At 29.6% G+C, this 23,435-nt stretch carries 15 protein-coding genes and 7 pseudogenes; 9 read left to right on the top strand and 13 right to left on the bottom strand.

The genetic code is table 11. The annotated features are described in order from the left end of the window. Positions 1 to 393 precede the first annotated feature (393 nt). Positions 394 to 1,923, bottom strand: a pseudogene (locus DK405_RS16255) (AAA family ATPase); the annotation flags it as partial. A gap of 297 nt (positions 1,924 to 2,220) precedes the next feature. Between DK405_RS16255 and DK405_RS09305 the strand changes: the two are divergent. Continuing rightward, the gene (locus DK405_RS09305) at positions 2,221 to 2,676 is read left to right on the top strand and encodes a conjugal transfer protein TraD (RefSeq protein WP_109510687.1); all 456 of its coding nucleotides are present in this window, start codon (positions 2,221 to 2,223) and stop codon (positions 2,674 to 2,676) included. A gap of 67 nt (positions 2,677 to 2,743) precedes the next feature. On the opposite strand, the gene DK405_RS09300 is transcribed toward DK405_RS09305, so the two are convergent. The 4 genes and pseudogenes from DK405_RS09300 to DK405_RS14455 all read right to left on the bottom strand — a co-directional run bounded on the left by DK405_RS09300 (position 2,744) and on the right by DK405_RS14455 (position 6,089). Beyond that, positions 2,744 to 3,682, bottom strand: a complete 939-nt coding sequence (locus DK405_RS09300; protein WP_109510686.1) for an Rpn family recombination-promoting nuclease/putative transposase — start codon at positions 3,680 to 3,682, stop codon at positions 2,744 to 2,746. Positions 3,683 to 3,800: 118 nt separating this feature from the next. Then, positions 3,801 to 4,380 (bottom strand): annotated as a pseudogene (locus tag DK405_RS09295) (HD domain-containing protein). Between the two features lie 100 nt (positions 4,381 to 4,480). Then, a complete protein-coding gene (locus DK405_RS14460; protein WP_064612810.1) occupies positions 4,481 to 5,338 on the bottom strand; it encodes a sensor histidine kinase in 858 nt (285 codons plus the stop codon). Continuing rightward, complete coding sequence (locus DK405_RS14455) at positions 5,313 to 6,089, bottom strand: ATP-binding protein (RefSeq protein ID WP_064612791.1); 777 nt, start codon at positions 6,087 to 6,089, stop codon at positions 5,313 to 5,315. The genes DK405_RS14460 and DK405_RS14455 overlap by 26 nt, the downstream gene beginning before the upstream one ends. Before the next feature lie 373 nt (positions 6,090 to 6,462). Between DK405_RS14455 and DK405_RS09280 the strand changes: the two genes are divergently transcribed. Further along, positions 6,463 to 7,266: a DNA adenine methylase gene (locus DK405_RS09280; protein WP_064612811.1), complete on the top strand. Its 804-nt coding sequence runs from the start codon at positions 6,463 to 6,465 to the stop codon at positions 7,264 to 7,266. Between the two features lie 292 nt (positions 7,267 to 7,558). Here the strand turns inward: DK405_RS09280 and DK405_RS09275 are convergent, their stop codons facing one another. The 3 genes from DK405_RS09275 to DK405_RS15865 form a co-directional block, all read right to left on the bottom strand. After that, the gene (locus tag DK405_RS09275) at positions 7,559 to 9,727 is read right to left on the bottom strand and encodes a hypothetical protein (protein WP_064612812.1); all 2,169 of its coding nucleotides are present in this window, start codon (positions 9,725 to 9,727) and stop codon (positions 7,559 to 7,561) included. A 471-nt stretch (positions 9,728 to 10,198) separates the two neighbouring features. Further along, entirely contained in the window at positions 10,199 to 11,086 is an 888-nt protein-coding gene (locus DK405_RS09270) for a hypothetical protein (RefSeq protein WP_231967766.1), read from the bottom strand. Then, entirely contained in the window at positions 11,062 to 11,301 is a 240-nt protein-coding gene (locus tag DK405_RS15865; RefSeq protein ID WP_045916290.1) for a hypothetical protein, read from the bottom strand. The genes DK405_RS09270 and DK405_RS15865 overlap by 25 nt, the downstream gene beginning before the upstream one ends. Before the next feature lie 445 nt (positions 11,302 to 11,746). Here DK405_RS15865 and DK405_RS14445 point away from each other — a divergent pair, with 445 nt between their 5' ends. Further along, a complete protein-coding gene (locus DK405_RS14445) occupies positions 11,747 to 11,902 on the top strand; it encodes a hypothetical protein (RefSeq protein WP_223844963.1) in 156 nt (51 codons plus the stop codon). A gap of 28 nt (positions 11,903 to 11,930) precedes the next feature. Beyond that, positions 11,931 to 12,757: pseudogene (locus DK405_RS09260) on the top strand (IS5 family transposase). 23 nt (positions 12,758 to 12,780) lie between these two features. Here DK405_RS09260 and rbfA read toward each other — a convergent pair. The 4 genes from rbfA to DK405_RS09240 all read right to left on the bottom strand — a co-directional run bounded on the left by rbfA (position 12,781) and on the right by DK405_RS09240 (position 17,967). Further along, positions 12,781 to 13,143 carry a 30S ribosome-binding factor RbfA gene (gene rbfA, locus DK405_RS09255; RefSeq protein ID WP_045912752.1) on the bottom strand — a complete coding sequence of 121 codons (363 nt, stop codon included), beginning with the start codon at positions 13,141 to 13,143 and terminating at the stop codon, positions 12,781 to 12,783. A gap of 30 nt (positions 13,144 to 13,173) precedes the next feature. Beyond that, complete coding sequence (gene infB / locus DK405_RS09250) at positions 13,174 to 15,714, bottom strand: translation initiation factor IF-2 (RefSeq protein WP_045912753.1); 2,541 nt, start codon at positions 15,712 to 15,714, stop codon at positions 13,174 to 13,176. A gap of 249 nt (positions 15,715 to 15,963) precedes the next feature. After that, entirely contained in the window at positions 15,964 to 17,466 is a 1,503-nt protein-coding gene (gene nusA, locus DK405_RS09245) for a transcription termination factor NusA (RefSeq protein ID WP_045912754.1), read from the bottom strand. Positions 17,467 to 17,484: 18 nt separating this feature from the next. After that, entirely contained in the window at positions 17,485 to 17,967 is a 483-nt protein-coding gene (locus DK405_RS09240; RefSeq protein WP_045912755.1) for a ribosome maturation factor RimP, read from the bottom strand. Positions 17,968 to 18,503: 536 nt separating this feature from the next. Between DK405_RS09240 and ubiE the strand changes: the two genes are divergently transcribed. The 5 genes and pseudogenes from ubiE to DK405_RS09215 form a co-directional block, all read left to right on the top strand. After that, a complete protein-coding gene (gene ubiE, locus DK405_RS09235; protein WP_045912756.1) occupies positions 18,504 to 19,277 on the top strand; it encodes a bifunctional demethylmenaquinone methyltransferase/2-methoxy-6-polyprenyl-1,4-benzoquinol methylase UbiE in 774 nt (257 codons plus the stop codon). After that, positions 19,274 to 20,662, top strand: coding sequence for a 2-polyprenylphenol 6-hydroxylase (gene ubiB / locus DK405_RS09230; protein ID WP_045912757.1), 1,389 nt, complete (start codon positions 19,274 to 19,276; stop codon positions 20,660 to 20,662). Before ubiE ends, ubiB begins: the two co-directional genes overlap by 4 nt. Positions 20,663 to 20,743: 81 nt before the next feature. Then, a pseudogene (locus DK405_RS09225) lies at positions 20,744 to 21,566 on the top strand (IS5 family transposase). 289 nt (positions 21,567 to 21,855) lie between these two features. After that, positions 21,856 to 22,088 (top strand): annotated as a pseudogene (locus tag DK405_RS16250) (IS982 family transposase); the annotation flags it as partial. Between the two features lie 70 nt (positions 22,089 to 22,158). Further along, positions 22,159 to 22,254, top strand: a pseudogene (locus DK405_RS09215) (IS5/IS1182 family transposase); the annotation flags it as partial. Positions 22,255 to 22,591: 337 nt separating this feature from the next. Here DK405_RS09215 and DK405_RS09210 read toward each other — a convergent pair. Continuing rightward, positions 22,592 to 23,416, bottom strand: a pseudogene (locus DK405_RS09210) (IS5 family transposase). Between the last annotated feature and the right edge of the window lie 19 nt (positions 23,417 to 23,435).

Raw genomic sequence — 23,435 nt, 5'->3', positions numbered from 1 at the left:
CACCTCTTTTCCTGCATCTGTCTTAGCTACAAATTCATTTTTATTAACAGAAGTTAAAGTTGCAAATTCACTGTTCTGTATTTGTAAATCCTTATAGCTTTTTTGAAATACGATTCTATCTCCTGCCATATAGAACTCTTTCCTTCCATCAATAGAACGCTCATATTCTGTGCCTTTTAGCGTACCATTTGCTTTTAACAAAGACCTAATACTTGAATTAAGAATGTCGACATCTTTATTACGTACTGTAATTACCAATTTTTCATGTAGCTTAAATTTGCTTAGACTCCAGTTGTATATTAACTTACTCATTGAGTCCTGCAACGTATTATCAAACCTAACGCAGTTATTTTGCCTCAGTAAGGTTATACCGCTTAAAATATTACTCTCAGCAAACTCCATTGCTGCTTCTCTGCTCCAGTTTTTACTTTGTCTTCGAATATTTACTAAAACATGTGAACCAAAAATATTACTCAGAATCTCAAACATTCCACCTCTTTCTATTGAAGCTAACTGCTTTTCATCTCCAGCAAGTATCAGTTGACAATTATTGTTTCTAACTACTCTAAACAGCTCTGCATAAGCTTTAGTACCTACCATTCCAGCTTCATCTACTACTATTAAGCTGTCTTGCATAAAAATTTTTTTTCGATTATATAAAAATCCTTTTACTGTATAGACCTATGTATAACCTTTGCTCTTCAGCTCTGATACTGCCTTATGAGTGGGAGCAAGGCCAATAACTTTTTGTCTACGATTTGTTGCAAGCTCATACGTTTTTGCTAAAACATAAGATTTTCCTATACCAGCTCTTCCTCTCAAGACTCTAACTCCACTAGTGCTAAGCAAAATATGCCTTAGAGCTTGTTTCTGTTCTTCACTAACATTTGCTAGACCTTCGATATCACTTTTAAGATTGTAAATATCGTTGTAATAAACCTGATTATTGATTTTATTAGCTATTCTGATTATTCTCGTCTCCTCATTTCGAACCTCAATTGTCGTAAAATATTTGCTACTTTCACCATCATCATGGTATAACTCTAGTATTCTATTTGAACTAAGCACTTGCTGAACTAACTGTTCTCTTGCTGTTAGATCTGGTATATCTTTTACTGCTTTTTCAACATCCTGCTTAGTAAAAATAGATTTGTAATGTGTTATAGAATCTGTTATTACGTCAGCATCATTAATAATCTTCAAATGAGCCTCTTTACGTAACTCATTTTCATTTAATACTTCATTAATTAAATTCCTAATTTCAATATATTTAATATTCCCAATATGCTTTCCCGGCACTTCGCTTATCTCGTCAACTCTATATGGTAAGCCTAATTTAGCGAAATATGCATTAATTATTTCTTTTACTCTTTCATGAATCATCTCGGGATCTTTAATAACAACCTTTTTGCCATTAACTGTTATGATTTTTGGGTTTAAATCTACTGCTATATCTCCTAAACCAGTTCCATCTTCTCTAAATCTTCTCATAGTAAGCAATATATGTACATGCCAGTTTTTATCTCCTGTTTGAGGCTTATGAATGTCTATCTGTACTCCAATACCTTTTTGCACCCATTCCATTTCATCAACTATTTGATGAGTTAGTTCTATTCTATGCTCTAAATTTAGCTCCTTCTCGTCTGGCAATGCTATTACTATATCCTTCAACAACTTACTATTTTCTCTTGTTTCTGTTCGTTCTACCTCATTCATTAATGTTTGAATATTCTTGAAGTCTTGATTTACATAATCCGGTATCAGCACTGTATGATATACGTTATCTTTCTTACGAGAGAAGTTATACTTTATACCTGTCTTCTCGTTTTCAACAATAGTTCTTGCATTATACGCTGCCTTACGACAACTATCACCTCCTTCACTTCTACGTAAAAATTCAATCCTTGCAAACTGTATCGCCATCTCAATACCAATTCTCACCTGAGTTTTAAGTTAGCATGGTTTTTTTGATTTTGCTAGCATAAACTTCTTTTTTTTTAACATTCAATCGGTTAATGAGTACTCATTTTTTAGCAGCAATCTTTATAGATTGCATATTGCGTAGTAAGCTTATTTTTCAATGAAGCTTCTAACCTTGAATTCACGTTTTTTTGACTATAATTATTTGATGTTGGTTTGGTAGGCGCGGTTTTTTTTCTTTACTGGGATTTTATTTTGATATATTCTTGCCTGATTTTTTTATCTTTCTGAATTACTAACATGGCAAATCTTATGCAGCAAAAAATTACTCTTCAGCAAAAAAAGGCTAAGCTAATCATGGATGAGGTTAACCTTAAAATTAAAGAACGTAAAATGCGTACTCGACGTCTTATCGAAATGGGTGGATTAGTTGCTAAAGCTAAGCTTGATCACTTATCAGCAAATACGTTATTTGGTGCAATTGTTTCACTAAAAGAAACTTTAACACAACATCCAAATGTTCAGGATCATTGGACTACAATAGGTAAAGATATTTTTGATAAAGAACAGCAAAATAAAGCTGCTGTGATTTTAAAATTCACCTCTGAACCAGACGAAAACACTAAGCGCCACATTCGCCTTCATGGCTTAAAATGGAATAGCTTTCGTCAAGAATGGTGCGGTCATGTTAAGGACATTGAGGCCTTAAAGAATGGCCTTCTCAATGTTCAGTATAGTATAGAACTTGTAGTGTGATATAAAGCATCTAATAGAAGTAGCATACAACACATCAAAAGTAAGATTTTGTGTTGTATATTCATTATTATTTTACACTATTTTTTAAATTTAATACTTCTTGTATTGATAAATCCGTATATTCAGCAATTGTCTCAACTGATAATTCAGATTTCAATAATTTTATTGCCAAATCTTTTTTTGCTTTAGATTCACCGAGCTTTATGCCTTCAGCTTTACCTTCAGCTTTACCTTCAGCTTTACCTTCAGCTTTACCTTCAGCTTTAGCGCGTTCGAGTTTATAATCTTCTACTGCTTTATTATCCCATATACGCTTTAACTCTTGTTCATAGGTTATTAGTTCGTCTTCACTCCAATTAAACTGATCTAATGCCTCATACGCTCTTTTTATTATTAAATCTTCACCTATTATTTTATGATATCCATCTAATGTTGTTTCTTTTGCATGTTTAAAAAAATAGCACCACTTCTCTGTTATATCACTTAACTCTTCCACTCTATTTTTTTTAAATTTTGGTAATTCTATAAAGGTAAATGAAAAGTCCTTTAGATCATGCTCATATGTCTTTTTATCCAATATTACATGCCTTGATATATAGTCTTCTTTGTTTGGAAACAATTTATAATCTGCTATAGCTATAAATATAACTTCCTTTAGGTCTGAGTATTTTCCTTCCTTTCCTCTATTTGGTTGCCTGCCATATGCTTTTGCGGCATAATACTGCGCTCTTTTTTCAAATCCTTGTGTAGGATCTACTTGCATTTCTATTATATATTGCGCACCGTTTTTATCTTTACACAAAACATCTACTATTGATTCTTTTTTAGACGCTATGTCTGCATCTAATATCGTTCCTAAAAACTCTACTTCTATTATTTTTCTATTCCCTTCAAACAACAATATATCGTTCAGAAAATGTATTAGTATGTCCTTGTTTTTTTCTGATCCAAATATCTTTTTAAATGCTACATCATTCTTTGGATCTAAAAATCTTGATAAGTGCATATATTTTTCATATTTTCTATTCTTTTTAAATTATACAACAAAATAACTTACATGAACATTCTCTTATTGAATTTTAATTTCTGCAATTCACTACATTAACCACCTATTAAACTTTAGCTTATTTGGTAGTATAAAGCTCACAGTATTTATTTAGCTCTATAGCAATTTCTGGTAATTTAAGATATTCAGCAAGAGGTATAAATTCTTGCTGAGTTTCTAGTATGATTTCTTGTCTTTTTTCATAAGGTTTTATTGATACAGTCTGAATATTATGGAATCGGTCGAAAAGCTTAATTAATAATAGTTCTGTTTTATTTCGGTTATATAATGTTTGAATCATCTCTCTAGAACTGATTTTTTTTATTATCCTTAATCTTGGTAAGATCTGAAACCTGTTCTGCAATTTTTCTACCGAATACCTTAACAATCTTTTCTTTAGTTAATGTTGTATCTTCTAGTGTATCATGTAGTATTGCAGTAATAATTGTATCTGTTTCAAAGCTGTAGTCTGCTACCATATAAGCTACTTCTAATGGATGTGTGTAGTATAGTTCTCCTGTATCTCTCTTTTGCTGACCATGATATTTTTGGGCATAAAATATTGCTTTTTCAACTTTATCAAGATCAATTTCAGTATTAAATCTTACGTTGGTTTCAAACAGCTTATTTAGTAAGCTTTCGCTATAAAAGTCTATCATTTTTCATCTCTAAATAATCTTTAATAAATTATACAATAAATTAAACTTTTTATGTACTCCAATCTCAGACAAAAACTGAAAAAGAAGCGAATTAATTTGATTAAAAAAGTTGTACTGGAATATTGCAAGTAATGGTTGTAAACTTGTCTTTTTCGCTTTCTATTTCCATTTCTCCATTAAGTTGATTAATAAGGTAATTTACAAACCATAATCCTGATTCAAGCATTAGCGGATAGTCTCGTACCAACTCAAAATCAGCTAATTTAGCTTTTATATTCCCTAATTTTTCTTTTGAAATACCACTTCCTGTATCGTGTATTCTAAATTGTAGTATGTTATCGCTTTTTATATAATTTTTTACAGTAAACAAATGAACCGTAATTATAACCTGGCATCTGTGATTAAATCTAATGACGCTTCCTATTAATTGACTTAATATAGCTTGTAAGTGATCACTATTTCCAGTCACAATATCCTTCATTTTGTACTGAAAATTGTAATTGATTTTTATATCTTTCTCTTTTGCAATGTCTTCTAGTCTCCTGACGGCATCCTTTACTAGCTTTTGTATGCTAAATTTTTTTAAACATAAATTTTCATGCTCAATTTCGCTTCTAAGCGTGTAAACTACATCATTACAGTACTCTTGGAGATTTGCTGATCGATTTAATATTGTTTTCAGCTTATCTTTATTTTCCGAATCATTTAACATGATCTCGCTTGCAAGCCTTACAATTTCACTCGTTGCAATATTAAATCTATATTTAATCTCCTGTATTAAATCTGTACAATATTCTTTCAATGATTCAGCTACCTCGACCTGATACTTCGCTTTTCTTAGCTTTGTTATTATTTCCATATATTCATCGATATTCTCACTCTCTCCATTCACTAACGTAATTGGTATTGGAGGAATTTGTACCATCCATTTGTTAATTGTTTTCTTCTTTTCTTTCATAGCATTCTCCTAAAGAATAATTCAAACTAGTTATTGGCACTTCAAATGAAAAAGTTATGTAATTATTTTCCTCTTTTGCTCTTAGTCTTCCTTTTAGCTGATCTGTAAGATGTTTTATAAATGCTAATCCTTCTCCTAGTTCTTGATACATTACCAAATTCGTATTCTCTAGTTCAGCATTTATTCTTTCTAATTTTTCTTTAGAAGTGCTTAGTCCTATGTTTTGTACTGTAAATTGTAATATTTCTGAATACTGATTGAGGTTAATAGTAATCTTGCTATTTTTGCTGCTATTTATAATAGCACTACCAATTAACTGACTTATTACTGCTTTTATTCGAAAACTATCTCCAATCAGAACCGTCTTTATGTCATTTTGAACATTTAGCTTTATATTCTCATTTTCAAAATGTTCCCTCATTCTGATAACAGTATTATTTATTAGCGGTTCTATATTAAATGTTTCAATCCTTATATTTGTTGATGCTATGTATTGTCTAAATAAAAAAATTATTCCATTTAGAGAAGCTATTATATTTACCTTTTTTTTATCATAGTTATTTACGATTCGCCTAAAATATTGTATCCAATCTATGAGTTTTATGCTTACTTGCCCAGATTCCTCTAGCTGACAGTATAGTTTTTGCAATTCAGCGTCTATTTGTTTTATTGTTGTGCTATTAATTCCCTCTGTAGATAATTTTTCGGTTAATTTATTGATTTTATTTTGACCTTCGTCTTCAATAGGCATAGAATTCCCCTACTGTTTTTGTTTAAAAAATGGTTTCTGAAGATTAATTCCAAAAGTTCAACCCTTTGTTTTATTTAATCTTCAGATCATTATCATCAAAGTTTTGAAACCTAGATAATATAAGGTATAGAGTAGCATTATAATTTTTATTAGTCTATTAAAATCTTTTAATTTTTAGGTTAAATTTTTGCATAATAATCTAATGTTGATGTAAAATTATTACATTCCTTACTTATGGTTATAATCAATAATAAATCTTATTCAAAAAGGATACATAAAAAGTCTTGTAAGCGTTATTATTACTAGCATTACAAGCTGTTTTCTGGTATAATCTCAATAGAGATTCAACTAACAGAAATTAATTAAACTTCATGTGTCAGTAGCTGTTGCTAATAAGTCTAAGCCTTTTCTTCATTGGATTGGTAGTAAACGAAGAATTGTTAATAAATTAATAGAACATCTTCCTCAAGGTCCACACTATAATTACTATGAACCATTCCTTGGTGGAGGTGCTTTATTTTTTCAAGTTAGGCATCTTTTTAAACAATGTTTTTTGTCTGACATCAATCTTGATTTAATTACTAGCTATAATGCTGTTAAAAATAATCCTAATGAGGTCAATAGATTACTGAGTTTATATCACAAACATCATTCAAAGGATTATTATTATAAAGTTAAAAACAAATATAGTAATAATCCGAATGAAATTACCGCAAAATTTATATATCTTAATAAATATTCTTTTAGAGGAATTTATAGAGTCTACAAAAACGGACAATCTGCTCAAACATTTTCTGGTGAATGCTACATTAAACTCCACATTGCATCTAGAATAAACCAATGCAGCAACCTTTTACATGGTGTATCAATTTATGCTACAGATTTTTCATTTATAGAGCCTCAACAAAATGACTTTGTTTATTTCGATCCTCCTTACCATAAATCTGGAGAACAGTTCTATAATAGTCTTCCATTTGATGAAAAAGATCAAATTAGATTACGGGATTTTGTCCAAGAATTAACAAATAAAGGTGTTAAGATTATGATCTCAAATAATAATACTGCCTTTATTAGAGACTTATATAAAGACTTCTTCATCACTCATATTGGAGTTACATACTCAATCAATGAACAACAAAGTCTCGTTAATGAACTTCTAATTACTAACTATAATTAATCATAGTTCGATATAAAAAATAGAAAAAAGATAAGAATAAAAAATCCATATTAAAAACTACTAGATTCAAAAAAGAAAAAAGCATAACTGTTATGCTGGCTCTAGTAAAGATTTTATACTTAATAGAAAGCACATTATCAAGAAAAAATAATGTTTAACACTATCCATAAAAGCAAAAAATCCTATAATCCTTATCTTTCATATATTTCAACACCTTTCTTATATCAAACTTTGTATTTAATAAATTTAATATACCTCTTATAAAACTAAGCCAAGTTATTTTACAAGCCTTTTATAAATCTACACTACCTGGCTCCATTTCTACATTACCGATAATGCATTTCTCATTACAAAAATTTATCACATTGTCATACTCTTCAAATAATAAAGCATACTTATCTTGATATTCTTTAAGTAATAGCTCAAGTGGAGTAATATTTAAACATTTTTTTAATTTCATACATAAATTAACAGAATCCTGAATAACTAGATTTTCATGTGTTAATTCTGATATTACTTGCGTTAATTTTTTTAAACTCTCCTCTTTATCTTTTTCGTCTTTACAACGAATGATAATATCTACCAACAATGGCATTTCTTCAGCTTTTGATTTCATATTTGCATATGCATTACTTAATCCTTCCTCTTGCTTAGATAACTTGTCTTCATCATAAGCGATATCTAACAACATCGACATTGGCTCAAATGCTTCTGGATGATTTTTATAATACTCAGTAATATTATTGCCCAGATGCTTGTCTGATGATAATTCTTCTAATTTATCATCATTAGGAATACGATATGTATTTGGACAACTGAACAATTTTAGGTTATTTTTAATTAAGCTTTGTTTTTCATAATCAATATTTACTATTTTTGAATTAGTATTATTTAAACTTAAAAAATCAATGTCCAATGGAAGCACTACTCCATCTGTTAGTTCTACAATTTTAGTTGCTAAGCTAGAAACATTTGTTTTAAAACTATCTTCTGTTGTTTGATAGAGTATAGATTTAAGAGCCTTATTAGCTTTATCTTCTAGCATATTTTCATTCAAAAACTCTTCAAAACGTGTTATGCTGTTACATTTATTCATAAAATATTCTATGAAGCTATTGCATACATCTATAGCTTCTTCATCAGTTGTAACAGATAAGGTAATTTTATCACTAATAAAGTTTGATAAAGCTTCAACTTCCTGTTTTTCAAATTCTTGAGCATTATCTTTTTTTCTTAGATAATCGATTCTATTTAATACTACATCTATTGTAATAGGTAAATTTTCATATGAAATATGAAAATCTTCGTAATCTTTAGCATGTTTTATTGCAGAAAGAATACTACTAACTTTAGTAAGCTGTAATATCTTTTTCTTAGTAGATTCCAATATTACTACATTGTCTAATTTTCTATGCATTTTGCGATTAATAAATACATCATATGAATCTATTGTAGTATAAGAAGAAAATGGTTGTAGATACTTAGGAGGAAGCTCTGGCTTCAATAATTCTTTAACATTATTAGGTAGGTTTTTAAAGTACGAATTATAATCCTTTGGATTCATGTTCTCGCAGAATAATGGAATAAGGCTATCATGTATAGATGCTAAATTTTCAACGTATGATTCATATTTTTGTAAATCAATTCCAAATTTTATTAGTATCTTTGCAACTAATACATGAATATCATGGTAAACACTACTTCCATAATGTCCAATAGATTGACCACTTTGCAACTTTTTAAATTTAGGAAAACTCCTCTCATATCGAGTATATTCCGTATAGAATTTTTCTTGAAAGAGCATCTCTGCTAAATTATTAGCACACTTTGAGTTTTCATCTATTAGATTCAAATGTTTTTCTAGTAAAAATTCTACATTTCTTACTTCAGTACTAGTTAAGTTACCGCTAGACATTCTGATGGTACCTGCTATAAGGCTTTCCGCTATCTCATTTTGATTATTAAGTTGAAAATTTTTAATAAACCATTCTGCAGACTGTACTAAATTTCTCTGTATAATTTTTGTTAGTATAGTAGTATGATCATATCCGTCATTATTACAATGTACTGAAAACTTATCTTTGACGCCGTTTAGTAGAAAATTAGTGTATTCATCTGAATAAGATTTAGCATTTTCTAGAGAAAGATATTTTTTTGACATACGTAATGCAGTATTATCGTACTCCTCAGTAGTTAAATCAGTACGTTCAGTAGCATAAATCCACATTGTAGCAGGCATATCATGCTTATCTTTAGCACTGATATCAGCTCCAAGAATCAATAGGTCTTCTATGATGTCCTCTCTTAGATACTTAAACGCTCTTATGAGTAGTGTATCATCATTTGCTTGATATCTTATATGAACTAATTCAGGATGCAAGGCTGTTAATTTTAGAAGAGCTGTCTTATTACCTGCTTTCACATATTCAAAAGCTTCTTGTCGTATTTCATCTGATATCATATATTTAATAATTCTTAATCTATATTTAAAGTTTTATATTAAATGTATAATTGTAAAAATTTCTAAAGTCAATTAAGAAAATTGTAAAATATGATAAAGCAACAGGAAAAATGAACAAATAGTTAACTTAATAAATTCAAGTTGGCTCTAATAAATCAGAGTTTGATATAAAAAGTATGCTAAACTATATGAATAGAAAGTATGGCAACTAAAGCATATTTAGCCTTAGATTCAGACATATTTTTACTCCTAAAATTATACTATCACTATTGTAATATAATCTTCAGTACAACTTTGCTTAGCAGTAAAATGCTAAATGATAAATAATTATTCATGAATTTTTACCCTTTTGAACCTTCGCAATCTATTATAATAATTATCATATAACTTACAATATAACAAAGAAATAAATAAAGCACCATAATTTTATTCTGAGTAGAACTTTGTATTTCACAGCTATTAATCATTAACCTAACTTGCTACAAACTTAACTAATTCAAATGAAAATCCTTGAGCTTCAAAAGCACGCTCTAGAATGAGCTTATAATTTGATTTGATATAGCTATTCGCAAAGCTTGTTAGAGCCTTAATGAATATCTTTTTATTAACATTATCTTCATTTACAACTTCTAATTTACTAAACCATATTTTATCAATAACTTGCTCATATTCGTAATGTTGAAGTATGTATTTTCGTACTTTGAACAATATAGAGTTAGATCCTAGCTCTTTACTAAGTTCTGAAAGGTAATCTTCATCACTTATTTGTTGCTGTAAAACTGTTGTTTTTTGATACTCCGTTGTGCTATTTGTAACCTGTTTTGATTCATCAAATGGTATAACTTGTAACTGCTCAATATCGTTGCCATGGACAGCTCGTACCTCCTGTAGTATCTTGAATTTAATATGATCTGACAGTGTAATATTCTTAAGCAACTTGATGTAATATTTGTTTTTAACCGCTGCCTCAAAATCACAAGATGTTAAAATTTGATAAGCCATATCTGCTTCAAAGACTCCAGCTATTTTACGCTTCAACTGAGCCTTCATACTACGATCTGTACCAGATTCAATATTTGCTAGATACTGTTCTTTAAATCTTCCTACATCATTAAATCTAAAATTTCCGCTATTAGCCTGCTCAGTAGTTAGTAATTCATTTGCTAAGTCTTTTGCCATATAGTTTAGCACTGCTATCTTATTTACAAAATGACGGTTTGGATATTTATTTGATAACTTCAACAGTAATTGATTTATGAAGTATATGTTGAAGCTTCTACTAGACATACGTTGCAGTATAACTGCATCTTCTGGCGTTAGTGGATAATAATCTGCTAGTCTTTTTCTTTTGGGCAGCATTTATTCTTTTCAACCTCTGAATCCTTAGTAATAGCTGAAGTTGCTAACTCACTATTTTGCTCATAATCCTTGTTTGATGGCTTTTTATTACTAACATCACTAAGCTCATAGAAATTCAAATTCTGTTGTTGCTGTTGATCTTCATTTTTATTTTGATCATTTCCAACTAACTCAATTTCTATAAAATCATCAGATTCCGTATATTCAAACTTCAAATTTTGCTGTTGAGCTTCATTTTTATTTTGATCATTCTCTACTAACTTATCTTCAGTAGATCTAGATCTATTATTATTTTTTTATTATTATTATATCTATATTGCTACTGTTATTATTAGTAATTTTGCAACTATTGCTTGCAAAATTACGCAAATCTCGCACCATTTCTAACCTCCAAAAATGTCAGATATAGCAGGTGATTTAGGCAATTTTTGCTATCAAAAACCACATTTTTTTTAGCATAAATGTAGCAATTTAGTAGCTATACTCGAAATTTAACACTCTGAGAAAGGCTTATAATAACTTAAGTAGTTTTAAACCATACATCTATAAAGCAGATAGATACTGAAATGCAAAAACTATACTGCCAGCTAGAAGAATCTAGGTAAGTAAGCATAAAATTCATAGATTAGATACAATATTTTAGGCGAATAGTAAATAACTATGACAGAAAAAATAAATATAATAGCTTCTCTAAATGGAGTGATTTTTTTGTTTAGACAATACATAGCATCAACAAATGTAATGATTGAAATATTTAACACAGAATTGCTAATAAATAATAGACTTCTTTCGAAACTAGAGAATGATGTAGAATAGTGTTATAAAGATCTGATTTGAGGTAATAATGAAGTTCGATCAGATTAAAGAGTTAAAGGATGAAAAATTTAGTCGATTAACAGGAGTAAGGAAGGGGACATTTTCAAAGATAGTGGATATTTTGAGGAAAGCTGACGGTCTTAAGAAATCAAAAGGTGGGCGTAAAAATAAGCTCAATTTGGAGGAACAGTTGCTGATTGTTTTAGAATATCTTAGAGAATACCGTACTTATTTCCATATAGGCCAGAACTATGGGATTAGTGAAAGTTCAGCATATATATAAAGATATAAAATGGGTAGAAGACACCCTAGTTAAACACTCAAACTTTGCTCTTCTAGGTCGCAAAGCTCTAATGACGAGTGATATGAATTATGAAGTAGTCTTGATTGATGCTACTGAGACTCCTATAGAAAGACCTAAAAAAACAAAAATTCTATTATTCATGGAAGAAGAAAAGGCATACACTAAAAACTCAAATAGTTGTAGACAAGAAAACGCACCAAGTAATATGTACAGATTTTTCTAACGGTAAAAAACATGACTTTAAATTATTTAAGGAATCCAAAATTCTTATTCATTCTAAAGTTAAAGCGATTACTGATACAGGATATCAAGGTATACAAAAAATTCACAATAATTCTAAATTACCAAAGAAAAAAAGCAAGAAAAATCCTTTAACTAAAAATGATAAAAAGAATAATCGTAGGTTAGCAGGAGAAATGGTTGTGAATGAAAACGTTATTGCTATGCTAAAACGGTTCAAGATTATTGCTGATAAATATCGAAATAAACGTAAAAGATTCGGTCTTAGATTTAATTTGATCTCTGGCATTTATAATTTTGAACTACCTTAATCAGTTTCGAAAGAGGTCTATTATCATAATGATTTTAAAATTTTATCTACATTTGCAGCATTATCAAATCCATAATCATAGAAAATTCTTAATTCTGGTGAGTATTTTAAATTAATTTTTTGCGTAATCATTCTCCTAATTATAGGAAGAGAATCATTAATAGCATGCATAAGTTTATCTTGAGATAGTTTTGAATTGCTAAATGGTAAAATGTAGCAGTGATACATTCCTTGACTAGCTTGAGCTACAACTTTTGTAACAGTTATCTTGCACTCAAATAAATCTGTATGTAGTTTATTTGAGTGCAGAACATCAATTAAAGCTAGTCTTATCATATTAGCAGTTCTTAAAGTCTTATATGATTTTGCTTGATATATTTTCTTCATAACAATTCATTATTAGCATTAGTCAATGAGTTAAAGTTTAGCTTTTTCCTCTGTTACTACAAATGCTTCAATTATATCTCCTACATTGATATCATAATAATTAGCTAACTCTATTCCACACTCAAATCCCTCTTTTACTTCTTTAGTATGTTCTTTAAAACGTTTTAAGGTTTGCAATGGCCCACTAAAAATCACTTCGTTATTTCTAAGCAATTTAACTTTGCTATTACGCTGAATGTATCCTTTAGTAACATAACACCCAGCTATCTTACCAACTTTAGTAATATTAAATACAGCTCTTACTTCTGCGCTACCAGTATATTCTTCATGAATAATAGGTGATAACATACCTGATATAGCGCTCTTAACATAGTCAATTAAGTCATATATTATAGAATAATATTTAATATTTGTTTTATTTCTTTCTGCTTTAATGCTAGCTGCAGAATCAATTTTAACATTAAACCCTAGAATAGTTGCATTAGAAGCATTAGCTAATATTATATCAGATTCATTAATAACTCCAACAGCTGCATGCAGAATCTTGATTTTGACTTCATCATTAACAATTTTATTTATACTAGCTACAATAGCTTCAAGAGAGCCATGAACATCAGTTTTTAAAATTAAAGATAGCTCCTTACATTGGTTTGCAGATGCTTGTTTAAGGAGCTCTTCTAAAGAAATATTATGAACCTTAAGATCTTGTTCTTCTTTAGCTTTTCTGATACGATAATCAACTATACTACGGGCTTGCTTTTCATTTTGAACTACTGCAACTGCATCTCCAGCATTGGGTATTTGGCTTAATCCAAGTATTTTAACTGGATCTGATGGATAAGCATAATTTACTTGCTGGTTTTTATCATTGATCATTCTTTTTACTTTACCAAAACCATTGCCAGCTATTAAGATATCTCCAATTTTTAAAGTTCCGCGCTGAACTAGTATAGTAGCTATTACGCCGCTTTTATGATCAACTTGAGATTCAATAACTGTGCCTGATGCTAAGGCATTTGGATTAGCTTTAAGCTCGAGCATATCGGCAAGCAACAAAATTGCTTCTTCAAGTTTGTCAAGATTGATTTTTTTTAATGCAGATATTGGAACTACAAGTGTTTCTCCTCCTAAATCTTCTGGTACTATATTGTGAGCCAGCAGAGCGTTTTTAACTTTATCAGGATTGGCATCTGGAGCATCAATTTTATTAATTGCTACTAATATAGGTACTTTAGCAGCTTTGGCATGATTAATTGCTTCTATTGTTTGAGGTTTGATACCATCATTAGCAGCAATAACTAATACTACAATGTCAGTAACCTTAGCTCCTCTAGTTCGTATTTCGCTGAAAGCTTCATGTCCAGGAGTATCAATGAACGTTATTGATTTATTGTTAGGTAGATTGACCTTATATGCTCCAATATGTTGCGTTATACCTCCAGCTTCTGTGCTTATTACATCAGTTGACCTTAATGCGTCCAATAAACAAGTTTTACCATGATCTACATGCCCCATTACTGTTATAACAGGCGCTCTAGGTAATAATGACTCCTGTGTATCTTTATCTGAGTGCAAAATATTTTCTACATCAGAATCTTGAATTCTTTTTACAGAATGCCCTAAGCTAATAGCAATTAGTTCTGCTGTATCAACATCTATACTTTGATTTATATTAGCTTTAATTCCAAGTTTTAAAAGGGATTGCATTACGTCCGAAAGTTTTTCTGACATACGTAATGCTAGCTCATTAACAGTAATGGTATCCGGTATAATAACTTCGCGATATATTTTTTTTGTAAGATCATTATTTTGCAACTTACGCTTTTCTTTATCTCTAGCTCGTTTAATAGCTGCAAAACTTCTAGTCTTAGACTTAGAATCACTATCCAACATTTGATAAATATCTGATTTCTTAGGTTTTGCACTATTATTTTTTTTAGTCCAGATAGCACTAGATTTAGTTGATGCTTCTGTTTCAAACTCAACATTATTCTCGATAGATGACTTATTTTGCGGTTTAGAGATAATAGAATTCAAAGATATACTGCTGCTATTTTGCTGATTTTGTAAGATTTTTTGATTAGGTTCCGGCTGTGTTATAGCTTCAACAGGTGTAATGTTTAAAGAAAGATCATCATTTTGTTTTTGTTCTTGAGTTGTTTCTATGGTATTGCTGCTGCTTTGATGTGAATTATTTTTTATTGTTTGTTCTGAGTTGATATTAGTTGAAGTTTCTGCTTTTGTTTGCTGTTCTGTTACTTCTACTGTAGGAGTGAAATTAGTAACGTTGCTTCTATATTCTTCGCTTTTAGCAAATGAAGCAGCTTTTTTTAAAAGACTGATTTTTTCATTGAATTCATCTATAGTTGAAATTTGTGTATTAATTTTATGCGGCAATGAAGAGCTACTGCTAAACTTTCTACCACCCTTAATTTCGACTGTAATGCTATTATTATGAGAAGTGAAGTAGCTAGTTTTAAATTTTTTAGAATCTACGTGCTTGCCAATAATCATTTTAGATGGCAACTTCAGTTTTTTGTCTTTTCCTTCTTCATTGTGCTTATCTGTCATAATTATTTACTGCTTGTAATATTGCTTTGTTATTATGTAAATTTAATGTACTTTTATTATTAAACAGGATTTTTTAACTTAAAGTACTGAGTATTTTGTACTAGTATTTTATTTGCTGCATCTAATAAATCTAAATATTGCTTTAAATTAGCTTTTTTATTATACAGCAATATTTATTATAGTGAACCACTTATTATTAAATAAATTAACAACTAGCTACTTAAGTTTATATATTTATTCAGGAGTATATTACTCCACTGAATCAGTTAAACGTTTTTTATTAGTTAAAATAATATAATTAAACTCTTCTTCGCTCAGGCAATTATTCTGTACTAAAGTGTTAAACTCGCTAAATGTAAGTTCTTCAAGATCTTCTAAATTCTTAATACCATTCTCTGCAAGAGTTATAAAAGATTCTAATGGAATCTCTAAAGTTTCTAATAACTCTTGCTCTACTCCTAGCTCCTCTAGTTTCGTAAGAATAAGTTTATTTTGATTATTAACATAATCTATTGCTTTTTGTTGCAATTCAAGCACTAACTCAGAATTAAGTTTATCAATACTAGTCAGAGCATTAAGATCAGCATGAGCTATTTGCTCGATCGAGATGAATCCTTCAGCTACTAATAATTGAGCTAACATTTCATCAATTCCTAAATTTTTTGTGAATAAATCCGTAGCAGAAGTGAATTCATCTGTTCTACGTGATGATTCTTGCTCTTCAGTAATAATATCAATATTCCAACTTAAAAGTTTAGATACAAGTCTAACATTTTGCCCGCGTCGTCCAATAGCAATGCTAAGCTGATTAGCAGATACTATCAACTCAATTAAACGTCTAGACTCATCAATGATTACTTTTGTTATTTGTACTGGCGACATAGCATTAATAGCAAAGCCTGCAATATCTTGGCTCCACTTTATAACATTAATTCTTTCTCCGGCAAGTTCATGAGAAATATTTTTAATTCTGTTGCCTCTCATCCCTATACATGATCCAACAGCATCAATGGATGAATCAGGTGAAAAAACTGCAACTTTAGCTCTTGATCCTGGATCTCTTGCTACTGCTTTAATAATAATTGTACCTTCATAAATTTCTGGAACCTCCATTTCTAATAGCTTAACCAACATTTGATTATCAGTCCTAGACAAAAACATTAGAGGACCTTTTAGCTCTTCATTTACTCTTTGTACATATGCTTTAACTCTATCGTTCTTTTTATAAGCTTCGCTTTTTATTAATTGATCTCTTGGAATAATAACTTCTACTCCACCAAACTCTCCTATTATATTACCTGCATCAATTCTGGAAACTATTACAGTAATTATTTCTCCGACTCTATCTTTAACTTCTAAATATTGCTTTCTTCTCTCTATTTCTGCAATCTTTTGAGCAATAAAGTGTCTAGCAGTTTGAGCAGAAACTCTGCCAAGATTTATAGGAGGAAGAGTTTCAAAAATTTGTTCTCCAACCTTGATATTAGCATTAAGTTGTAAAGCATCATTTAAAGAGATTTGAGAGTACATATCTTCTGTTTCTTCAACTACATCAAGCACTCTATATAACTTACATTCACCGCTTTTTTTATTAATTTCAACCTTAATGTTATGCTCAGCGCCATATATTTTTTTACTAATCAATTGAATCATTTCCTCTACAATTGATATTAAGGCATCTTGTGAAATATCCTTATCTCTAGCAATATAATTAACAACTCTTAACACTTCAGCATTGATAGGATTAACCATATTTATATATCTCCTGAGCTAATAATTTTTGGTGATTTGTCTAAACATTTCATCTGTAAAAACTATCTTTGCAACCTTTATATTATCATAATCTATAGCAATAGTACTATCATTTTGCAAATTTAGTGTGATTTCTTGTCCTTTAATATTAGAAATTACACCTATATATTTTTTGTTTTCATTAATAGCTGCAACTAGCTTTACTTGTATTGTATATCCTAAAAATTTTATAAAATCTTCTAAATCCATTAGACTTCGCTCAATACCAGCAGATTCAACTTCTAAAAAGTACTTGCCTGGTATTATGTTTTCAACATCTAAAACTGCTGAAATAGCTTTACTAAACGCTTGACAATCTAAAACTTTAACTTTTTTTTCATCAAAACGATCAATAACTATTTTTAATATAGCTGGCTTTACAATAAAGTTCACATTTATAACCTTATATCCTAAGGCTTTTGCAGTAGGAGTAATTAGCTCTTTTATTTTATCGTTTAACATTCTTATGTAAAGTATTTGTTATTAACATACTACCCCTTAGAATAGCTATTAAAATATATATGCAATTATCAACTATATAAATTCAAAGCAATAGCTTCTGTAATATTGCCTTTAGTCTTAGTACTTTATGAGTGATTAATTTTAATAGTAGCTTAACTTATGAACTTATCAACCGTAATTCTAATACTAATTTATTAAGAAATCAACGATAATAATTTAGTCAGTATATATTTTTAATCTAATGTATTATCCTACATATTCGACATATAAATTGTTGAACAGCAGTATTGGTTTACAAAAGTAAAAATATATAAAAACAGAGAGATTATACCATTTTGCAGTTGTGATCTAATTAATATGATTACATAATTGATTCTTTGCTGCACTTAAGTAGCTTTGTCTAAGTTCATAGTTATTATATTGGTTATTGTCTTAACTTCCTGACTTCATGTAACAATGGCATATTTTTTTAGTTTGATTTTTATGATGTTTAGTTATTATATTATTTGTTTTGATCATATTTAGAAAATAATTCAATGACGAAGAATTATAATCATAATAATGGTAATAAATCTACTTTTGGATTTCAACTTGTTGATAGTGATAAAAAGAATCAATTGGTTGCCAAAGTGTTTGATTCTGTTACTCAGCAGTATGATTTAATGAATAATATACTTAGTTTAGGTGTTCATTATTTTTGGAAACAAGAATTTTGTAATAGATTTTTAGATTTTAATGGTTCATTGATTGATGTTGCTTCAGGAACTGGTGATATAGCTTTAACATTTTATCGTAAAGCAAAGAAATATCATACTATTCCTAATGTTACTATTTGTGATATAAACTATAATATGTTACAAAAGTGTAGAGAGAAGGCTGTAGATAGTAACTTATTAGAAAATATACATTATATTAATTGTAATGCAGAAAATTTACCTTTTGCAGATAATAGCTTTGATAATTATTCAATTGCTTTTGGAATTCGTAATGTTACCAACATTAAAGCTTCATTACAAGAAGCTTACCGAGTTTTAAAGCCAGGTGGCCAGTTTTTATGTTTAGAGTTTTCTAAAGTAGAAAATCGATGTATAAGCAAACTGTATGACTTATATTCATTTAACTTAATACCTTTAATAGGTAAAATAGTTGCAAATAATCAACAAGCCTATCAATACTTAGTCGAAAGTATTAGAACATTTCCTGCGCAACAAGATTTTTGTCAAATAATTAATAGCGTCGGATTTCAGAACGTTAAGTTTTGCAATTTAACTTTTGGCATTGTTGCAATACACTCAGCTCTCAAATTATGATTAACTTTATTAAGAATGTAATAGCATTAATAGGAGTTTTGGCAATAGTTAGTAAATACAAAATATTGCAAAATATTGATTGTACTAACTTATCTTTTTTATTCAGAAGTATCATTAGACTAATTAACTTTCTTTTTTATCCAATTTGTTGGCTATATAGAAATAATCAGCAATATAGTGATAGATTAACAAATTGCTTAAAAGAACTTGGCCCCGCATATATTAAGTTAGGGCAAACATTATCTACTAGACCTGACTTAATTGGTAGCAACATGGCTGATTCATTAAAGATATTACAGGATAAATTGCCTCCGTTTTCAACTCAAGAAGCAAAAAAAATTATTACAGCTTGCCTTAAAATGGAAATAGATCAAGTATTCTCTTTTTTTCCAAAAGAAGTAGTAGTTGCAGCATCGATTGCTCAAGTATATAAAGCTCGGCTAGTCACTGGAGAAGAAGTGGCAGTAAAGGTGCTAAGACCTAATGTACAAGCTGAATATCTTGAAAACATAGAAACATTACATTTCATTGCCAAGATTTTATTAAAGTTTTTGCCTAAAGTTAAGAGGCTGAAATTAGTAGAGGTAATAGATATATTACGAAACTCTATGGTCAGTGAATTGGATATGAGAATTGAAGCAGCATCATATTCTGAAATGCTAGATAATTTTATATCAGATCGCAATACTTATATACCAAAAGTGTATTGGGAATTTACTGCCGAAAAAGTTTTAACTGTTGAGTGGATTCATGGATTGCCAATTCGTGAACGGCAACTAATAATAAATCAAGGAACATCATTGAAAGATCTATCAGAAAAAGTTATTTTGATGTTTTTTAATCAAGCTTATAGAGATGGATTTTTTCATGCTGATTTACATCATGGAAATGTTCTAGTTTTGCCAGACGGCAAGATAGGATTAGTAGATTTTGGTATAATAGGCAGGCTATCTGAAAAGGATAGAATTGCAGTAGCTGAGATTTTGTACGCTTTTCTGGAACGAGACTATAAGAAAGTGGCTAGAATTCATCGGCAAGCTGGCTATATACCAGAAAATACCAATTTAGACTTATTTTCGCAATATTGCAGGTCTATAGCTGAACCTATTATTGGATTATCACTGAAAAATTTATCTCTTGGTAAATTGCTTGCTCAATTATTTATGATAACAGAGAATTTTGGCATGGAAACTCAGCCGCAATTATTACTGTTGCAAAAGACTATGATAGTAGTTGAAGGAATAAGCAGAGACCTAAATCCTGATATTAATATATGGGAATTAATGAAACCATGGATGAAAAAATGGGCAGCAAAAAATATTAGTATTGAGGCAAGATTATTTAGATCATTGTCTAGCATTTTAAAACAATTAGTTAATTATTAACCTAAGTTCGATATAATAGATTTCTTTCGAAACTAGAGAATGATGTAGAATAGTGTTATAAAGATCTGATTTGAGGTAATAATGAAATTTGATCAAATTAAAGAGTTAAAGGATGAAAAATTTCGTCGATTAACATGAGTAAGGAAGGGAACATTTTCAAAGATGGTGAATATTTTGAGGAAAGCTGATGGTCTTAATAAATCAAAAAGTGGGCGTAAAAATAAGCTCAATTTGGAGGAACAGTTGCTGTTGGTCTTAGAATACCTTAGAGAATACTGTACTTATTTCCATATAGGTCAGAACTATGGGATTAGTGAAAGTTCAGCATATAAAGCTGTTAAATGGGTAGAAGACACCTTAGTTAAACACCCAAACTTTGCTCTTCCAAGTCGTAAAACTCTAATGAAGAGTGATATGAATTATGAAGTAGTCTTGATTGATGCTACTGAGAGTCCTATAGAAAGACTCAAAAAAACAAAAATTCTATTATTCAAAAAAGAAGAAAAGGCATACACTAAAAACTCAAATAGTGGCAGACAAGCAAACGCACCAAGGACTATGTACAGATTTTTCTAACGGTAAAAAACATGACTTTAGATTATTTAAGGAATCCAAAATTCTTATCCATCCTAAGGTTAAAGCGATTACTGATACAGGATATCAAGGTATACAAAAAATTCACAATAATTCTGAATTACAAAAGAAAAAAAGCAAGAAAAATCCTTTAACTAAAAATGATAAAAAGAATAATCGTAGATTAGCAGGAGAAAGGGTTGTGAATGAAAACGTTATTGCTATGCTAAAACAGTTCAAAATTATTGCTGATAAATATCGAAATAGACGTAAAAGATTCAGTCTTAGATTTAATTTGATCTCTGGCATTTATAATTTTGAACTACGTTAACCAGTTTCGAAAGAGGTCTAATAAAGATGTAAAATATTAGAAAGTAAAATGAAAATATTATTCAAACTTTTGAAGAATAAATAAAAAAATTTGTTAAAATTAAAAACATAAGCAAGGAATGCAGTAGATATATAAGTCTCATCGTACTCACATAGAGTTAAGAACAGTGTCACGACCAATTAAGTCCAGATTAAGATAATGAGAAGCATGTAGGTATAGAATAAAAGATATAGAAAGAGAGAATGTTGAGTTAAAAAGAAAAATTTAAATAAAAAAGGAATAACCCAACATGAAAAAATGTATTATAACAGTGTACTATCTAATATATAATTTTTGTAAGATATATCAAGAGCGCGAAAGAAAGATGTTAACACCAAAAGGAATAGAGATGGAAAGTTAAGCTTAGCTGAGTTATTAACAATACTGATATATTTTCATTTATCTCAATGCAAGGATTTTAAAAATCATTATCTATATTACTTAAATTATAGGTATAAAGGATACTTTTGCATACCTAGTTATATAGCTAAATACTATAAAACGATTATAACAATAAGATGTAATAGACCTCTTTCGAAACTGGTTAAGGTAGTTCAAAATTATTGCTGATAAATATCGAAATAGACGTAAAGAATTCGGCCTTAGATTTAATTTGATCTCTGGCATTTATAATTTTAAACTACCTTAACCAGTTTCGAAAGAGGTCTAATGAAAAAGTAATTAGTATGACATAATCGATACATTTTGGAAAAAAAGTACTGGACATAAATGGAAGAGAGAAAATTAGTTTCGAAAAAGTGTCAAAATATTTTGTGATAGTAAAGAATACAGTATTTGTATGGAGTAAAAACATGTTGCGTTAAAAAATAGAAACATAGCTCCAACAAAAACCTCTATTGATAAACTAAAAGAAGATGTAAGTCAATATAGTTACACATATTAATATGAAAAGAGCTGAACGACTATGAGTAAGTAAGTCGGGTATACAAAAAGCATTAAAGAGATTAGGCCTCTTTCGAAACTGGTTAAGGTAGTTCAAAATTATAAATGCCGGAGATCAAGTTAAATCTAAGACTGAATCTTTTACGTCTATTTCGATATTTTTCAGCAATAATTTTGAACCGTTTTTTAGCATACCAATAACGTTTTCATTCACAACTCATTCTCCTGCTAATCTAGGATTATTCTTTTTATCATTTTTAGTTAAAGAATTTTTCTTGCTTTTTTTCTTTGGTAATTCAGAATTATTGTGAATTTTTTGTATACCTTGATATCCTGTATCAGTAATCGCTTTAACCTTAGGATGAATAAGAATTTTGGATTCCTTAAATAATCTAAAATCATGCTTTTTACCGTTAGAAAATCTGTACATATTACTTGGTTGGTTTTCTTGTCTACCACTATTTGAGTTTTTAGTGTATGCCATTTCTTCTTTCCTGAATAATAGAATTTTTGTTTTTTTTAGGTCTTTCTATAGGACTCTCAGTAGCATCAATCAAGACTACTTCATAATTCATATCACTCTTCATTAAAGCTTTACGGCCTCGAAGAGCAAAGTTTTGGTGTTTAACTAGGCTGTCTTCTACCCATTTTACAGCTTTATATGCTGAACTTTCACTAATTCCATAGTTCTGACCTATATGGAAATAAGTACGGTATTCTCTAAGGTATTCTAACACCATCAGCAACTGTTCCTCCAAATTGAGCTTATTTTTACGTCCACCTTTTGATTTCTTAAGACCATCAGCTTTCCTCAAAATATCCACCATCTTTGAAAATGTCCTCTTCCTTACTCCTGTTAATCAACGAAATTTTTCATCCTTTAACTCTTTAATCTGATCTAATTTCATTATTACTTCAAATTAGATT

Origin of the sequence: Orientia tsutsugamushi (genome assembly GCF_900327275.1) — a bacterium.
GTDB classification, from domain to species: domain Bacteria; phylum Pseudomonadota; class Alphaproteobacteria; order Rickettsiales; family Rickettsiaceae; genus Orientia; species Orientia tsutsugamushi.
Note: the sequence above shows the minus strand (reverse complement) of the source record. Positions and strands in the feature narration are given on the sequence as shown.

Excerpts from the sequence above, each read along its gene's own strand:
- nusA (WP_045912754.1), bottom strand. The coding sequence starts at position 17,466 with ATGGTTAATCCTATCAATGCTGAAGTGTTAAGAGTTGTTAATTATATT.
- DK405_RS14455 (WP_064612791.1), bottom strand. The coding sequence starts at position 6,089 with ATGCCTATTGAAGACGAAGGTCAAAATAAAATCAATAAATTAACCGAA.
- DK405_RS09275 (WP_064612812.1), bottom strand. The coding sequence starts at position 9,727 with ATGATATCAGATGAAATACGACAAGAAGCTTTTGAATATGTGAAAGCA.
- DK405_RS09270 (WP_231967766.1), bottom strand. The coding sequence starts at position 11,086 with ATGCTGCCCAAAAGAAAAAGACTAGCAGATTATTATCCACTAACGCCA.
- DK405_RS14445 (WP_223844963.1), top strand. The coding sequence starts at position 11,747 with ATGACAGAAAAAATAAATATAATAGCTTCTCTAAATGGAGTGATTTTT.
- DK405_RS09240 (WP_045912755.1), bottom strand. The coding sequence starts at position 17,967 with ATGTTAAACGATAAAATAAAAGAGCTAATTACTCCTACTGCAAAAGCC.
- DK405_RS09305 (WP_109510687.1), top strand. The coding sequence starts at position 2,221 with ATGGCAAATCTTATGCAGCAAAAAATTACTCTTCAGCAAAAAAAGGCT.
- rbfA (WP_045912752.1), bottom strand. The coding sequence starts at position 13,143 with ATGAAGAAAATATATCAAGCAAAATCATATAAGACTTTAAGAACTGCT.
- infB (WP_045912753.1), bottom strand. The coding sequence starts at position 15,714 with ATGACAGATAAGCACAATGAAGAAGGAAAAGACAAAAAACTGAAGTTG.
- DK405_RS14460 (WP_064612810.1), bottom strand. The coding sequence starts at position 5,338 with ATGAAAGAAAAGAAGAAAACAATTAACAAATGGATGGTACAAATTCCT.
- DK405_RS09300 (WP_109510686.1), bottom strand. The coding sequence starts at position 3,682 with ATGCACTTATCAAGATTTTTAGATCCAAAGAATGATGTAGCATTTAAA.
- ubiE (WP_045912756.1), top strand. The coding sequence starts at position 18,504 with ATGACGAAGAATTATAATCATAATAATGGTAATAAATCTACTTTTGGA.
- ubiB (WP_045912757.1), top strand. The coding sequence starts at position 19,274 with ATGATTAACTTTATTAAGAATGTAATAGCATTAATAGGAGTTTTGGCA.